Here is a 15047-nt window from a genome sequence, read left to right on the forward strand (position 1 = left end):
TCCGGCGCGTACCGGACTTCTTCCTTGGGGGCACATCACTGTGCGCAGGCGCAGCATCGCGACCGCGACGGCACTCGCGGTCGTCCTCAGTTCCGCGGCTCTGGTGGGGGGCGCGGCAACACCGGCGGCGGCCGATTCCGCGAAGGTCCTTCCGGTGGGTTCGGTCGGCGACATCGTCGTCGACGGGACCCACCAGCGGGTCTACGTCTCCGACCCGACCGGCGGAAAGATCGTCGTCACCGACTACAACGGCACCGTGAGGGCGACGCTCACGGGCCTGTCCGGAGTGTCCGGCCTGGCCGTCTCCGACGACGGCGGCCAGGTGTACGCCGCCGTGACGAAGGGCGACCGGATCGTCTCGGTCGACACCAGCACCTACACCCAGACGGCGAGTTACCCGGTGGGCGCGGCCCCCGGCGACCTGGAGGTGGTGGACGGCCGCGTCTGGTTCGCCCATGGCGCGGACTTCGGCTCGCTGGACCTCTCCGGTCCCGAGCCCGTCGTGCACCTCGGCCAGCGGGGCGACGCCGGCTTCTACGGCGCTCACGCCGTCCTGGCGTCCGACCCCGCCGTCCCGGGCACTCTGGTGGCCGGTGGCGGCAGCTACGTCGCCGTCTACGACGTCTCCGCCGACGGAGCCGCCCTGCGCGCCACGGCGTACATGGGCAGCGGCGTGAAGCAGCTGGACCTGACGCCGGACGGCAAGCAGGTCCTCACCTCGTGGGGCCAGGGCCACGGTTACAGCCTCGGCGCCTACTCGACCGCCGACCTCACCGAGCAGCCGGGCTATCCCATCGAGGCCTACCCGAACGCCGTGCGCATCGCGCCCGACGGCAGCGTCGCGGGCGGCAGCTTCTCCTGGTACGACCCCGACGTCCACATCCACCGCCCCGGCGACCCGGTGCCGGTGCGGGAGTACGACTTCCCCAACACCGGCAACAGCAGCGGCGCCGACACCCTCGTGGACGGGGCGCTGGCCTGGGCGCCGGACGCGAGCCGGGTCTTCGCCGTCTCGGTGAACACCTACGGCACCCACACCCTGCGTGCCCTGACCGACCCCACCAAGGAGCTGCCCGCCCTCAAGGTGTCGGCCCCGGCGAAGTCGGAGCGGGCCAAGAAGCTCACCGTCACCGGCAAGCTGACCTCGAAGACGCTCCCGCCGGCCGGGACCGCCCTGAAGGTGACGCGCACGGACATCGAGTCGCCGAAGGGCAAGGCACTGGCGTCCGTCAGGACGAAGGCGGACGGCAGCTTCTCCTTCGCGGACACCCCGCCGGCCGGCGGCAAGGTCACCTACAAGGTCACCTGGGCGGGCGACGCCACGCACGCCCCCGCCTCCGGCTCGGACGCCGTGGTGGTCTCGCGCAAGGCGACCTCGCTGACCCTGAACAACAACGGCAAGGTGTACGCGTACGGCAAGAAGGTCACCTTCACGGCGCACCTCGGCACGACGTACAAGAACCGCACCGTCTCGATCTACGCGGACCCCTTCGGCGCCGACAAGCCGAGGAAGCTGCTGAGGACCGGCAAGGTCAACTCCAAGGGCAACCTGTCGGCGACCGTCACCATGGGCCGTGACACCACCGTCAGCGCGGTCTTCGCCGGCGACGCCCGCTACGCCTCGAAGACCGTGAAGTCCACGGGGTACGCCAGGGTGAACGTCTCCACCGCCGTCTCCAAGCACTACAGGACGGGCAAGATCGGCTCCACGAAGTACCACTACTTCCGCAAGAACACCGACCCCGTGTTCACCACGACCATGAGCTACTACAAGGGCCGCGCGCAGCGCGTCCAGCTCCAGGTCCGGTACGCGGGCGCCTGGCACGACACGGCCGCCGAGTACTTCGCCCTGAACAGCAAGGGCAAGTCGGTCGTACGCCTGGAGGCCCCGGGCGAGTCGGGCATCCGCGCCCGCATCCGCTCGTCGTACGTCAACGGTTCCTCGGGCGACTCCGTCAACTCGACGACCCACGGCGCCTGGAAGTACTTCACGTTCACGAAGTGACCCGCGCCGCACGGCGATGACGACGCCTCCCACCCGCGCCGTACGCGGGGGTGGGAGGCGTCGTCACGCGAAGACCGCGAGCCGACCCGCCCGGTCGAAGTGACGCATCCCGCCACCGCCCCTGACGGCGGCGGGACCGCGTGAGGTGACTCAGCCGCCGGCCCGGGTGCTCGCCGGGCTCGCGTCGAAGCCGTACTCCAGGACGTACGAGGCGGCGTCCAGTGTCATCTCGTTGATCTCGACCGGGCGGCCTTCGTGCGTGAAGGCGGTGCGGCAGATGAGGATGACCGGCGTGCCGGCGGCCGTGCTCAGCTGTTCCGCCTCGTCCTTCGACGGCATGCGCGAACGGACCTCTTCCCGGAAGCGCACCGGCTCGTGGCCGAGTTCGGCGAGCCTGGGCTGATGCTCCCGGAACTGGTGACCAACGCGATCCTCCACGGGTGGCCCGAGGGACGTTGCGGCTGCTCGGGCAGGGCGGGCTAGGGTGCTGGCCATGGCTTCGGACCAAGACGGCGTGATGCTGCCGCGACTGCGGCCGGGCGGCGTCGCGCGGCGGGGGGTCGCCTTCGGCCTGTTGGGCGTGGTGCCGCTCGTGGTGGCGACTTTGAGCATCAGCGGCCACAGCGCCCGACGGGAATTCCTGGCCGGCGTCAGTGTTCTGGGCTTCTTCGGTGCGATCTTCCTCGTGTTCGGTGCCGGTTTCTGGTGGCTCAGTGCGGGGGACATCCGACGGATGCGGGACTGGCGCACCCTCACGAGTCAGGCCGACTCAGTCACCGTCGTGGGCCCGGTGTTCCTGCGCTCCGGGCTGTGTCTCTTCGTCCTAGGGGCTGCCGCTTTCGGGCTGTACCAACTCGTGGACGCCGCGCCTTACGACAGCTGGCTGCACAGCTAGAACTTGCCCTCACCGGCAGAACGCGCCCAGGAGGCGGGTAGGGGAATGCCCCGCTTCGTCACTGCCAGGGCCGTCGCAGTACTCGCACAGCGGCAACCGGGCACCGGACCCGTACCCTGACGGCCCAAAGACGCCCCGAAGGCGGCAACAAGCCCCCTGCTCGCGGATAACCGCAGGCAGGGGGCTTGCTCGCGTGCGCTTACTTCTTCTTGCCCTGGTTCTTCACAGCCTCGATCGCCGCCGCCGCGGCCTCCGGGTCGAGGTACTTGCCGCCCGGGGCGACCGGCTTGAAGTCGGCGTCGAGTTCGTAGTACAGCGGGATGCCCGTCGGGATGTTGAGGCCCGCGATGTCGGCGTCCGAGATGCCGTCCAGGTGCTTGACCAGCGCGCGGAGGCTGTTGCCGTGGGCGGCGATCAGGACCGTGCGGCCGGTGAGGAGGTCCGGGACGATCGAGTCGAACCAGTACGGCAGCATCCGGACGACGACGTCCTTGAGGCACTCCGTCTGCGGACGCAGCTCCGGCGGGAGGGTCGCGTAGCGCGGGTCCGAGAACTGGGAGTACTCGGCGTCACGGTCGAGCGGCGGCGGCGGGGTGTCGTAGGAGCGGCGCCACAGCATGAACTGCTCCTCGCCGAACTCCGCGAGCGTCTGCGCCTTGTCCTTGCCCTGGAGGGCGCCGTAGTGACGCTCGTTCAGGCGCCAGCTGCGGCTGACCGGGATCCACAGGCGGTCGGCGGACTCCAGCGCGAGCTGGGCCGTGCGGATCGCGCGCTTCTGGAGGGAGGTGTGGAGCACGTCGGGCAGCAGGCCGGCTTCCTTGAGCAGCTCGCCGCCGCGCGTCGCCTCCTTCTCGCCCTTCGGGGTGAGGTTGACGTCCACCCAGCCGGTGAACAGGTTCTTCTCGTTCCACTCGCTCTCGCCGTGGCGGAGGAGGATCAGCTTGTACGGTGCGTCGGCCATGTGCCCGAGCGTAATCGACGCTCCGCGCGGGCCGCGCGCCCTGCCCGCCTGGCGGACGGTTGACGGGATCTGTTAATCGAGTGGCCGCCGAGGGCTCCGCCTTCGTAATGTGTGCTCGCCGCAACAGACACTTACACGTCGGCGTCAGCCACGTACACGTCACCCCGGGCCGGGCCCGGGCGCCTTGGGGAGCCACTCATGTCAGTCACCGGAGTCAGACGTGCCCTGCGCGAGTCCGTCTCGGGGCTTCCCCGCGCCTTCTGGTGGCTGTGGGCCAGCACCCTGGTCAACCGGCTCGGCGCCTTCGTCGCCACCTTCATGGCGCTCTACCTCACCCTCGACCGCGGCTACTCCGCCTCCTACGCCGGTCTCGTCGTCGCGCTCCACGGGCTCGGCGGGGTGATCTCGTCCCTCGGCGCCGGTGTCATGACCGACCGGCTCGGGCGGCGGCCCACCCTCCTCGTCGCCCAGACCGCGACGGCGCTGTCCGTCGCCCTGCTCGGCTTCGTCCACGACCCCGTCGCCATCGCGGCCGTCGCCTTCCTCGTCGGCATGGCGTCCAGCGCCTCCCGGCCCGCCGTGCAGGCGATGATGGCGGACATCGTGCGGCCGGAGGACCGCATCCGGGCCTTCTCGCTCAACTACTGGGCCATCAACCTCGGCTTCGCGATCTCCTCCGTGGGCGCCGGGTTCATCGCCGAGGTCAGCTACCTCGCCGGCTTCCTGATCGAGGCCGGGATGACGCTCGTCTGCGCCGTGCTCGTCTTCGTCAAGCTGCCCGAGTCCCGCCCGGAGCAGCAGGCCGCCGGTCCGGGGGAGGCGGCGGAGGAGTCCGTCTCCCTCGGTACCGTGCTGCGCGACGGCCGGTTCATGAGCGTCGTCGGGCTGTCCTTCCTCATCGCCCTCGTCTTCCAGCAGGGCTACCTGGGGCTCCCGGTCGCCATGGGCGAGGCCGGCTTCACGCCCGCGGACTTCGGCATGGCCATCGCCGTCAACGGCGTCCTGATCGTCGTCCTCCAGCTGCCCGTCACGCGGCTGATCGAGCACCGCGACCCGCGCCGGCTGCTCGTCGTCTCCTCGCTGCTGGCCGGGTACGGCTTCGGGCTCACCGCCTTCGCCGGGTCGGTCGGGGTCTTCGCCCTCACCGTCTGCGTGTGGACGCTCGCCGAGATCGTCAACGCGCCCACCCAGACCGGTCTCGTCGTACGCCTCTCCCCGGTGCACGGGCGCGGGCGCTACCAGGGCATGTACACCTCGTCCTGGGCGGTCGCCGCCCTGGTCGCCCCGCTGATGTCCGGTTTCGTCATCGACCGGTGGGGCGCCGCCTGGCTGTGGGGGACGTGCGCCGTCATCGGCACGGTGGCCGGTCTCGGATACGGGCTGCTGATGCGGCGGCTGCCGGAGGAAACCGACACCGAGCCGGTGAAGCGGCCCACCGGATCAGCGAAGCCGCCCATCGAGCCGGTGAAGCAGTCCCCCGAGCAAGTGAAGCAGTCCACCGGACCGCTGAAGCAGCCCACCGAGCCGGTGCCACAGCTCGAAGACACCACCACCCGTGCCGTCCCCGGGAGCAGCGCCTCCTGACCGGCTCCTGACCGCCCCTGGCTCCTTTCGCCCCCCCCTCACGCCGGAGGCCCCGGCCGCCGCGTCACCGGCGCCGGGGCCTCCGTACGTCCGTCACGTCAGCCGCACTGGCACGGGCTGCCCGACTGGCACCCGCAGCCGCAGCCCGAACCGCAGCCGCAGGCGGCGATCAGGGTGAGGCGCCTGACCTCGGCGGGCTGCTCGGTCTCGCGCTCCTGCGTGGGGTCGGGCGTCGTGCCGGGGGATTCGGCCATGGGTCCCTCCTCGGGCTGGGGCCTGCGCACACCTGCTCCCCATTGCACGCCCGGCCGGCCGGGCGCATCAACGGCGCATCGGGGGCGGCGGAAGCTCACCCGCGCCCCCGTCCGCCGCCCGCACGCCCGAGAGGAGCGCGCGGACCTCAGCTCCCCTCCGCCCCCTGCGCCGGCGCGATCCCCGGCTGCAGCTCCGTCTGGATCTCGTCCGCGTGCTCGCCGGTGACCAGGTACACCACCCGCTTGGCGACCGACACCGCGTGGTCCGCGAACCGCTCGTAGTAGCGGCCCAGCAGGGTGACGTCGACCGCCGTCTCGATGCCGTGCTTCCAGCGGTCGTCCATCAGGTGCTGGAAGAGGGTGCGGTGCAGCAGGTCCATCGCGTCGTCGTCCTGCTCCAGCTGGAGCGCCAGGTCGACGTCCTTGGTGATGATCACCTCGGCCGCCTTCGCCATCAGGCGCTGGGCGAGCTGGCCCATCTCCAGGATGGTGGCGTGCAGGTCCCGCGGCACCCCCCGCTCCGGGTACCGCAGCCGGGCCAGCTTCGCCACGTGCTGGGCGAGGTCGCCGGACCGCTCCAGGTCCGCGGACATCCGCAGCGAGGTGACGACGATCCGAAGGTCGGTCGCCACCGGCTGCTGCCGGGCCAGCAGGGCGATGGCCCGCGCCTCCAGGTCGTGCTGCAGCTCGTCGACCTTCTGGTCGGCCTCGATCACGCTCTCCGCGAGCTTCAGATCGGCGTCGAGGATGGCGGTCGTGGCGCGTCCGATCGCCGATCCGACCAGCCGGGCCATCTCCACCAGACCGTCGCCGATCGAATCCAGTTCCTCGTGGTACGCGTCCCGCATCGGAATTCCTCTCGTGCGTCTCTGTCCGGGCTGTCCCGGTCCGGGCTCTCCGGGCTCTCCGGGCTCCGGCGTCCGGGGTCCGGGTCCCCCCACGCTCCCACGTTCCGCCTGCCACGCGTCCGGTTCCGTCACCTCGCGTGAACCGGCCTTGGCCTGTAGGTGAACTCTGGGCGACGAGTGTCCGAGGTCGCCCGCCGACCGCTGTGGGCAGTGCTCGCCCCATGCCTAACCTGGACGCATGGACGTGAACGCGGCGGTCGCCGCACTGGCAGCGATCGCCGGACTGCTCACCGGTGTCATCGCCATGCTGGCGTTCCGCGTCAGCGAACGTGAACAGCGGCGCCCCACGCGCACCTCGCTGCACACCGATCCGGTGCTCCCGCCCGGCGTCGACACGGTGCTGTCCGTGCTGCGCTCGTCCGCCGTGGTCCTCGACGAGAACGACGGCGTGGTGAAGGCCAGCTCGGCCGCGTACGCCCTCGGCCTGGTCCGCGGCGGCAAGCTCGCCGTGGAGCCGATGCTGAAGATGGCCCGCGACACCCGGCGGGACGGGGAGATACGCCAGGTGGAGCTGGACCTGCCCCGCCGGGGGACCGGACGCGGCGATGCCCTCGCCGTGTCCGCGCGGGTGGCGCCGCTCGGCTCCCGGCTGGTGCTGCTGCTGGTGGAGGACCTCACCGAGGCCCGCCGCATCGAGGCCGTGCGGCGCGACTTCGTCGCCAACGTCAGCCATGAGCTGAAGACCCCCGTCGGCGCGCTGTCCCTGCTGTCCGAGGCCGTGATGGACGCCTCCGACGACCCCGAGGCCGTGCAGCGGTTCGCCGGGCGCATGCAGATCGAGGCGACCCGGCTGACCAGCCTGGTGCAGGAGCTGATCGACCTGTCCCGGGTGCAGAACGACGACCCGCTGGAGGACGCCGAGCCGGTCCCGGTCGAGGAACTGGTCGCCGAGGCCGTCGACCGCTGCCGGCACGCGGCGGGCACCAAGGACATCACCATGGCCGCCGCGGGCGCCGCCGACCTGCGGGTCTGGGGCAACCGGGGACAGCTCGCCGCCGCACTCGGCAACCTCGTCGAGAACGCGGTCAACTACTCACCCGCCCGCACCCGCGTGGGCATCGCGGTCCGTTCGGTCGCGCAGCCCGGCGGGGACCTGATCGAGATCGCCGTGACCGACCAGGGCATCGGCATCTCCGACAAGGACAAGGAGCGCATCTTCGAGCGCTTCTACCGCGTCGACCCCGCCCGCTCCCGTGCCACCGGCGGCACGGGGCTGGGCCTCGCGATCGTGAAGCACGTGGCCGCCTCGCACGGCGGGGAGGTCACGGTGTGGAGCGCCGAGGGCCAGGGCTCCACCTTCACCCTGCGGCTGCCCGAGGCCCGAGCGGCCCGCGGCGGCCGCCGGCCCTCCGAGCGGGACGACCCCGAAGGCCTCGACAACGAGGCCGGAGGGACGTCCCACCCCACCCCCCACGCGTCCGATCCATCCGCGTACGAAACGCTTCCCTCCCCGGAGGTCCTTCCGTGACCCGAGTGCTCGTCGTCGAGGACGAGGAGTCCTTCTCCGACGCCCTGTCGTACATGCTCCGCAAGGAGGGCTTCGAGGTCGCCGTGGCGACCACCGGGCCCGACGGACTCGACGAGTTCGAGCGCAACGGCGCCGACCTCGTCCTCCTCGACCTGATGCTGCCCGGGCTGCCGGGCACCGAGGTGTGCCGTCAGCTGCGCGGCCGCTCCAACGTCCCCGTGATCATGGTGACCGCCAAGGACAGCGAGATCGACAAGGTGGTCGGCCTGGAGATAGGCGCCGACGACTACGTCACCAAGCCGTTCTCCTCGCGTGAGCTGGTGGCCCGGATCCGCGCGGTGCTGCGCCGGCGCGGCGAGCCCGAGGAGACCGTCCCGGCGGCCCTGGAGGCCGGCCCGGTGCGGATGGACGTCGACCGGCACGTGGTGACCGTCGGCGGCACCAAGGTCGACCTGCCGCTGAAGGAGTTCGACCTGCTGGAGATGCTGCTGCGCAACGCCGGCCGGGTGCTGACCCGGATGCAGCTCATCGACCGGGTGTGGGGCGCGGACTACGTGGGCGACACCAAGACCCTCGACGTCCACGTCAAGCGCCTGCGCGCCAAGATCGAGCCGGACCCGGGGGCGCCCCGCTATCTCGTGACCGTGCGCGGGCTCGGTTACAAGTTCGAGCCGTAGGCCGCGGCCTCGTCGACGTGAAGGGCGGGACCCCACCGGGGTCCCGCCCTTCGACGTGCGGTGCGTGTACGGCCGGTCAGTGGTCGGCCGCGTCCAGGCTCGCGGAGGCCGCGTCGGACGGGGTGCCGGACGGGGCGCCCGACTCGGACGCGCTGCCGGAGGTCTCCTCGCCCGACGCGCCCTCGCCCTCGCCCTCGCCCGTGGCCTCGTCGGCCGGCGTGCCGGAGGCGTCCGCCGACGGCGACGGGGAGGCGCCCGCGGCCGGGGCCCCGCTCGGGCCCCAGCTCTCGAAGAAGTTCTCGGCCGGGTGGACGCGGGCCCGCAGGCTCACCTCGCCGGTCTCGCTGAGGGTGAAGGTGATCTTCTGGGCGTCGCCGTCCTGGACGGCCTCGCGGCTGCTGGGCAGGATGGCGGAGGCGTTGCCCTCGCCGCCGAGGATCAGGCTGCCGCCGGCCGGGACGACGAGGTCGCCGCCCTCGGCGGGGCTGAGCTCGGCGGTCTTGCCGGTGCCGGGGACGGTGATCGACTCCAGGGTCTGGTCCTTGTCGCCCGAGTTGAAGAGGGTGGCGGCGATGGAGGCGGGGCCGGTCGACTCCAGGTCGGGCTGGGTGATGACGACGGCGTTCTCCACCTGGATGTCGCCGACCGTCGTGGACGCGTTGTCCGGCTGGATCTGCAGGGACTGGGCGTTGTTGCCGGCCCCGCACGCGGAGAGCGCGGTGATCGAGAAAGCGAGGGCGGCGGCGGCGAGGGCGCCGCGTCGAAGGCTGCTGCTCACGGCGGCGGCAACTCCTTGACTCGAGCGTGCGGTGGCGACCGGGTGAAGCCGCCCTAAGTGTCTGTCAGCGGCCTCAGATTACCGAGCCGCCCGCAGACGGCTGCACCCGGCCCTCCCCACGCCTACCCGGGCCGGGCCCGTGGGGCGTGCCCGTGCCGGGGATGTCACCCGATCACCCGGTGACCGGCCCGACGTCCTCCCGGATGCCCGGCGCCTCGCGCGCCCTCTCACCTCACCGGTCACGGCAGGCCACGGGAGACCACACGTGACTCCCCGGTAAACATCCGCCACTTCTGTCCGCACCGCCCCTTCATTCGCGCGGGCGCGCATTTCGGTGAAGGAATGAGGGGGTCCCGGTAATTGATCACCGGCCGGTGATCCTCACACCGTGTGATCAATTCCGGATTCGGCCGGAAGCGGTTCGGCTCACCGAACGGAGTAGCGGAAGTCGCACTTCTGGAACCGGACATATGGGGCTGTTCGACCCCTCGTGGGGGGCTTCGGAAGGGTGTGACGTGCGTGTTTCGTCCGTCCCGGAGAACCGCTCCGACCTGCGAATACCCGCTTCCGCCGGACGCCCGAAGCACGTTCCTGTTGCTGTTGTCAAGCCCCGAGAATGGCCCTGACCTGCGAAAACGCCATTCAGAAGACGCCGTATCCGTGTTACCCTGGATAGCCACGGAAGGGGTACCTGTCACATGACGTTCAAGGTTGGCGACACCGTGGTCTATCCCCATCATGGGGCCGCGCTGATCGAGGCAATCGAAACTCGCCAGATCAAAGGCGTGGACAAGACCTACTTGGTGCTGAAGGTCGCCCAGGGTGACCTGACGGTACGTGTGCCAGCGGACAATGCGGAGTTCGTCGGCGTGCGTGATGTGGTCGGTCAGGACGGGCTGGACCGGGTCTTCGAGGTGCTGCGCGCGCCGTACGCCGAGGAGCCCACGAACTGGTCCCGTCGGTACAAGGCAAATCTCGAGAAGCTCGCCTCGGGCGATGTCATCAAGGTCGCGGAAGTCGTGCGTGACCTGTGGCGCCGGGAGCGGGAGCGCGGGCTCTCCGCCGGTGAGAAGCGCATGCTCGCGAAGGCACGTCAGATCCTGGTCAGCGAGCTCGCCCTCGCCGAGAACACCAACGAGGACAAGGCCGAGGCCCTGCTCGACGAGGTTCTCGCCTCCTGAGTTCCCCGAGTCGTGGCTCCGCCCGTCGCGTGCCGCCACGCCGGCCGTCGGAGCAGCACTCAGAGCGCTCAGCGCATCGAAATGCCGCGGTGCCCGATGACGTCCAGGACGTCGCCGGGCGCTGCGGCATGTTCGCACCCGGACACCCTGCGTAGGCTGCACGTGCGCCGAAACGCCGACACGCAGAAACGCCGAGACGCAAAATGTGTCCTCACTCACGTCCCCGCCCCTGGCGCGCCGGGCCCGGGCGGTCGGCTCGACCAGAGTCACGGAAGGGGCTGGTCGAGGCGGAACGCCCGGCACTTCCCCCGCTCCAGGAGCGGAGGCACGCCCAGGCCATACCCACGTGGGCCGAGCCCACAAACCTGACAGGAACCGATGTCTGACGATCCGCTCCCGCCCTCGCCGACCCCCGCTCCCGGCCGTCCGACGGTCCGGACGGCGGCCGTCATCCCGGCCGCGGGCCGGGGTGTGCGGCTCGGCCCCGGCGCCCCCAAGGCGCTCCGCGCGCTCGGCGGCACGCCCATGCTCGTCCACGCGGTGCGCGCCATGGCCGATTCCCGCGCCGTCTCCCTGGTCGTCGTCGTCGCGCCGCCCGACGGCGCCGGCGAGGTCAGGTCGCTGCTCGACACCCACGCGCTGCCCGGGGGTCCCCCCAGCGGCAGCCGGGGGAGCACCGACGTCCTCGTCGTCCCCGGCGGCGAGAGCCGCCAGGAATCCGTGAAGCTCGGCCTGGACGCGTTGCCCCCGGGCTACGACATCGTCCTGGTGCACGACGCGGCCCGCCCGCTGGTCCCGGTGGACACCGTCGACGCGGTCGTCGAGGCCGTACGCGACGGCGCCCCCGCCGTGGTGCCGGCGCTGCCGCTCGCCGACACCGTCAAGCAGGTCGAGCCGGCCGCCGCCCCCGGCGGGCCGGAGCCCGTGGTCGCCACCCCCGACCGGTCCGTGCTGCGGGCGGTGCAGACCCCGCAGGGCTTCGACCGGGCCACCCTGGTCCGTGCCCACGAGACCGTGACCGACGACGTCACCGACGACGCGAGCATGGTCGAGCGGCTCGGCCTGACCGTGGTCACCGTCCCCGGGCACGAGGAGGCCTTCAAGGTCACCCGCCCCCTCGATCTGGTCCTCGCCGAGGCGGTCCTGGCGCGCAGGAGGCTCAACGATGGCTTCTGAGGCGTACCCGCTGCCGCAGGTCGGCATCGGCACCGACATCCACGCCTTCGAGGACGGCCGCGACCTGTGGTGCGCCGGACTCAAGTGGGAGGGGGAGGGCCCCGGGCTCGCCGGGCACTCCGACGCGGACGTCGTCGCGCACGCCGCCTGCAACGCCCTGTTCTCCGCCGCCGGCCTCGGCGACCTCGGCCGGCACTTCGGGACCGGCCGCCCGGAGTGGTCCGGCGCCTCCGGCGTCACCCTGCTCACCGAGGCCGCGCGCATCGTCCGGGAGGCGGGCTTCCGCATCGGCAACATCGCCGTCCAGGTCGTCGGCCCCCGTCCGAAGATCGGCAAGCGCCGGGAGGAGGCCCAGAAGATCCTCTCCGAGGCGGCGGGCGCCCCGGTCTCGGTCTCCGGCGCCACGACCGACGGCCTGGGCTTCCCGGGCCGGGACGAGGGCCTGATGGCAGTGGCGACGGCGCTGGTCGTACGGGAAGGGTGAGCGCCCGCCCCTGAGGGGCGCGGGGAACCGCGCGCCGAGCCCCCGCCGGCCCGCACGTGACATGTGCCGTCGAAGCCGCCGGAGGCACACCGCACACCCTCGCGCCCACTACCCTGGGACCCGTGACTATTCGCCTGTACGACACCAGCGCCCGGCAGATCCGTGACTTCACCCCGCTCCGGCCGGGTTGTGTCTCGATCTACCTGTGCGGTGCCACCGTGCAGGCGGCACCCCACATCGGGCACATCCGCTCGGGGCTGAACTTCGACATCATGCGCCGCTGGTTCGAGTACCGCGGCCTGGACGTGACGTTCGTACGGAACGTCACGGACATCGACGACAAGATCATCGCCAAGTCCGCCGAGCAGGGCCGCCCCTGGTGGGCCATCGGCTACGACAACGAGCGCGCCTTCAGCGACGGCTACCGCGCGCTGGGCTGCCTGCCCCCGACCTACGAGCCGCGCGCCACCGGCCACATCACCGAGATGGTCGAGATGATGCGCGGCCTGATCGAGCGCGGGCACGCCTACGAGGCCGACGGCAACGTGTACTTCGCCGTCACCTCGTTCCCGGACTACCTGCGGCTGTCCAACCAGGAACTGGACAACCTGCTCCAGCCGTCGGGCGAGGGCGAGACCGGCAAGCGGGACCCGCGCGACTTCGCGATGTGGAAGGCGGCCAAGCCGGGCGAGCCGAGCTGGGAGACGCCGTGGGGCCGCGGGCGCCCGGGCTGGCACCTGGAGTGCTCGGCGATGGCGCACAAGTACCTCGGCACCGCCTTCGACATCCACGGCGGCGGCCTCGACCTGATCTTCCCGCACCACGAGAACGAGATCGCGCAGGCCAAGGCCTTCGGCGACGAGTTCGCCCGGTACTGGGTGCACAACGCCTGGGTCACCATGAGCGGCGAGAAGATGTCGAAGTCGCTGGGCAACTCGGTGCTGGTCAGCGAGATGGTCAAGCGCTGGCGGCCCATCGTGCTCCGCTACTACCTGGGCACCCCGCACTACCGGTCGATGATCGAGTACAGCGAGGAGGCGCTGCGCGAGGCCGAGTCCGCGTTCGCGCGGATCGAGGGCTTCGTGCAGCGCGTGATGGAGAAGGCCGGCGATGTCGTCGAGCCCGCCGCCGAGGTGCCGCCCGCGTTCGCCGAGGCGATGGACGACGACCTCGGCGTCCCGCAGGCGCTCGCCGTCGTGCACACCGCCGTCCGGCAGGGCAACAGCGCGCTGGCCGCCGACGACAAGGAGGAGGCGGTCGCCCGCCTCGCCGAGGTCCGCGCCATGCTCGGCGTGCTCGGCCTCGACCCGCTGGACCCGCACTGGGCCGGCGACGGCGACCGCGGGGACGACCTGCACGGCGTCGTCGACACCCTGGTCCGCATGGTCCTCGACCAGCGCGAGGCCGCCCGGGCCCGCAAGGACTGGCCCACCGCGGACGCCATCCGCGACCAGCTCAACCAGTCCGGGCTGGTCATCGAGGACGGCCCGCAGGGCCCGCGCTGGAGCCTCGGCCCCCGCTGAGGACCCGCCGCGGACCCGGCCCGGGGCCTCCCGGCTCCGGCCGCGCGCAAGATCGAGTGTGCCGTCCGGGCCGCCGGGCGGCACACTGCACAGGCACACCTACGAACACGGGCGCACCCACCGACGTGGGCGCACCCCCCACGACTTCACGGAGACGGATACCTCATGGCCGCGAACAACCGCCGCATGTCCGGCAAGAAGGGCGCGCAGGTCGGCAGCGGCGGCCAGCGGCGCCGGGGCCTGGAAGGCAAGGGCCCGACCCCGCCCGCCGAGATGCGCAAGGGGCACGCCAAGCAGCGTGCCGCCCAGGCGAAGGCGCGCCGCGCCCAGGGCCGCACCACGCAGCGGCGCGGCGGCCGCTCCGCCTCCGAGCTGGTCGTCGGCCGCAACCCGGTGGTCGAGGCGCTGCGCGAGGGCGTCCCCGCCTCCACGCTGTACGTCCAGCAGTTCATCGACAACGACGAGCGGGTGCGTGAGGCGCTGCAGCTCGCGGCCGAGCGCGGCGGCATCAACCTCATGGAGGCGCCCCGCCCCGAGCTGGACCGCATGACCAACGGCCTCAACCACCAGGGCCTGGTCCTCCAGGTCCCGCCGTACGAGTACGCGCACCCGGAGGACCTGGTCGCCGCCGCGCACGACGAGGGGCAGGACCCGCTGATCGTCGCCCTCGACGGGGTCACCGACCCGCGCAACCTCGGTGCGGTCGTCCGCTCCGTCTCCGCCTTCGGCGGCCACGGCGTGGTCGTGCCCGAGCGGCGGGCGGCCGGGATGACCGCCGGCGCCTGGAAGACGTCCGCGGGCACGGCCGCGCGGACGCCGGTCGCCCGCGCCACCAACCTGACGCGGGCGCTGGAGGCGTACAAGAAGGCGGGCGTCGTCGTCGTCGGTCTGGCCGCCGACGGGGAGGCCGAGCTGGGTGACCTCGAGGCGCTGGACGGGCCGGTCGTCATCGTCGTCGGCAGCGAGGGCAAGGGGCTGTCCCGGCTGGTCGGCGAGACCTGTGACGTGCGGGTGCGGATCCCGATGCCGGGCGGCGCCGAGTCGCTCAACGCCGGTGTGGCGGCGGGCATCGTGCTGTACGAGGCGGCACGCCGCCGTAGCTGAACGGGTGTGCGACTTCGTCACCCGCTCGGAGGATTCCGGACGGTCCGGA

At 71.9% G+C, this 15047-nt stretch carries 14 protein-coding genes and 1 pseudogene; 10 read left to right on the plus strand and 5 right to left on the minus strand.

The window, feature by feature from the left end:
* Positions 1-154 precede the first annotated feature (154 nt).
* Positions 155-2005, plus strand: a complete 1851-nt coding sequence (locus tag C1708_RS17895; protein WP_342210899.1) for an Ig-like domain repeat protein — start codon at positions 155-157, stop codon at positions 2003-2005.
* Between the two features lie 150 nt (positions 2006-2155).
* Here C1708_RS17895 and C1708_RS17900 read toward each other — a convergent pair.
* Positions 2156-2401: pseudogene (locus C1708_RS17900) on the minus strand (UTRA domain-containing protein); the annotation flags it as partial.
* Between the two features lie 97 nt (positions 2402-2498).
* On the opposite strand from C1708_RS17900, the gene C1708_RS17905 reads away from it, so the two are divergent.
* Positions 2499-2900, plus strand: coding sequence for a DUF6336 family protein (locus C1708_RS17905; RefSeq protein ID WP_133169070.1), 402 nt, complete (start codon positions 2499-2501; stop codon positions 2898-2900).
* Positions 2901-3099: 199 nt separating this feature from the next.
* Here C1708_RS17905 and C1708_RS17910 read toward each other — a convergent pair whose 3' ends face one another.
* Positions 3100-3861, minus strand: a complete 762-nt coding sequence (locus tag C1708_RS17910; RefSeq protein ID WP_106413622.1) for a phosphoglyceromutase — start codon at positions 3859-3861, stop codon at positions 3100-3102.
* A 198-nt stretch (positions 3862-4059) separates the two neighbouring features.
* Between C1708_RS17910 and C1708_RS17915 the strand changes: the two genes are divergently transcribed.
* Entirely contained in the window at positions 4060-5445 is a 1386-nt protein-coding gene (locus tag C1708_RS17915; RefSeq protein WP_241911277.1) for an MDR family MFS transporter, read from the plus strand.
* Between the two features lie 98 nt (positions 5446-5543).
* Here the strand turns inward: C1708_RS17915 and C1708_RS34440 are convergent, their stop codons facing one another.
* Both C1708_RS34440 and phoU read right to left on the minus strand, forming a co-directional pair.
* Positions 5544-5699: a hypothetical protein gene (locus C1708_RS34440; RefSeq protein WP_198602524.1), complete on the minus strand. Its 156-nt coding sequence runs from the start codon at positions 5697-5699 to the stop codon at positions 5544-5546.
* A 146-nt stretch (positions 5700-5845) separates the two neighbouring features.
* The gene (gene phoU / locus C1708_RS17920) at positions 5846-6547 is read right to left on the minus strand and encodes a phosphate signaling complex protein PhoU (RefSeq protein ID WP_106413623.1); all 702 of its coding nucleotides are present in this window, start codon (positions 6545-6547) and stop codon (positions 5846-5848) included.
* 238 nt (positions 6548-6785) lie between these two features.
* Here phoU and phoR point away from each other — a divergent pair, with 238 nt between their 5' ends.
* Positions 6786-8075 (plus strand): two-component system sensor histidine kinase PhoR, encoded by a 1290-nt coding sequence (gene phoR, locus C1708_RS17925; RefSeq protein WP_106413624.1) that lies wholly within the window; start codon positions 6786-6788, stop codon positions 8073-8075.
* A 5-nt stretch (positions 8076-8080) separates the two neighbouring features.
* Positions 8081-8752: a two-component system response regulator PhoP gene (gene phoP / locus C1708_RS17930; RefSeq protein ID WP_471587690.1), complete on the plus strand. Its 672-nt coding sequence runs from the start codon at positions 8081-8083 to the stop codon at positions 8750-8752.
* Between the two features lie 76 nt (positions 8753-8828).
* On the opposite strand, the gene C1708_RS17935 is transcribed toward phoP, so the two are convergent.
* The gene (locus C1708_RS17935) at positions 8829-9530 is read right to left on the minus strand and encodes a copper chaperone PCu(A)C domain-containing protein (protein WP_106413626.1); all 702 of its coding nucleotides are present in this window, start codon (positions 9528-9530) and stop codon (positions 8829-8831) included.
* 698 nt (positions 9531-10228) lie between these two features.
* Here C1708_RS17935 and C1708_RS17945 point away from each other — a divergent pair.
* The 5 genes from C1708_RS17945 (at position 10229) to rlmB (ending at position 14998) form a co-directional block, all read left to right on the plus strand.
* Positions 10229-10711: a CarD family transcriptional regulator gene (locus C1708_RS17945; RefSeq protein WP_003953493.1), complete on the plus strand. Its 483-nt coding sequence runs from the start codon at positions 10229-10231 to the stop codon at positions 10709-10711.
* A 378-nt stretch (positions 10712-11089) separates the two neighbouring features.
* Complete coding sequence (gene ispD, locus C1708_RS17955; protein WP_106413627.1) at positions 11090-11887, plus strand: 2-C-methyl-D-erythritol 4-phosphate cytidylyltransferase; 798 nt, start codon at positions 11090-11092, stop codon at positions 11885-11887.
* Positions 11877-12371: a 2-C-methyl-D-erythritol 2,4-cyclodiphosphate synthase gene (gene ispF, locus C1708_RS17960; RefSeq protein ID WP_106413628.1), complete on the plus strand. Its 495-nt coding sequence runs from the start codon at positions 11877-11879 to the stop codon at positions 12369-12371. Before ispD ends, ispF begins: the two co-directional genes overlap by 11 nt.
* 122 nt (positions 12372-12493) lie before the next feature.
* Positions 12494-13894 (plus strand): cysteine--tRNA ligase, encoded by a 1401-nt coding sequence (gene cysS / locus C1708_RS17965; protein ID WP_106413629.1) that lies wholly within the window; start codon positions 12494-12496, stop codon positions 13892-13894.
* Positions 13895-14059: 165 nt separating this feature from the next.
* Positions 14060-14998 (plus strand): 23S rRNA (guanosine(2251)-2'-O)-methyltransferase RlmB, encoded by a 939-nt coding sequence (rlmB, locus tag C1708_RS17970; RefSeq protein WP_106413630.1) that lies wholly within the window; start codon positions 14060-14062, stop codon positions 14996-14998.
* Positions 14999-15047 lie beyond the last annotated feature (49 nt).

Origin of the sequence: Streptomyces sp. DH-12 (assembly GCF_002899455.1) — a bacterium.
GTDB lineage: Bacteria > Actinomycetota > Actinomycetes > Streptomycetales > Streptomycetaceae > Streptomyces.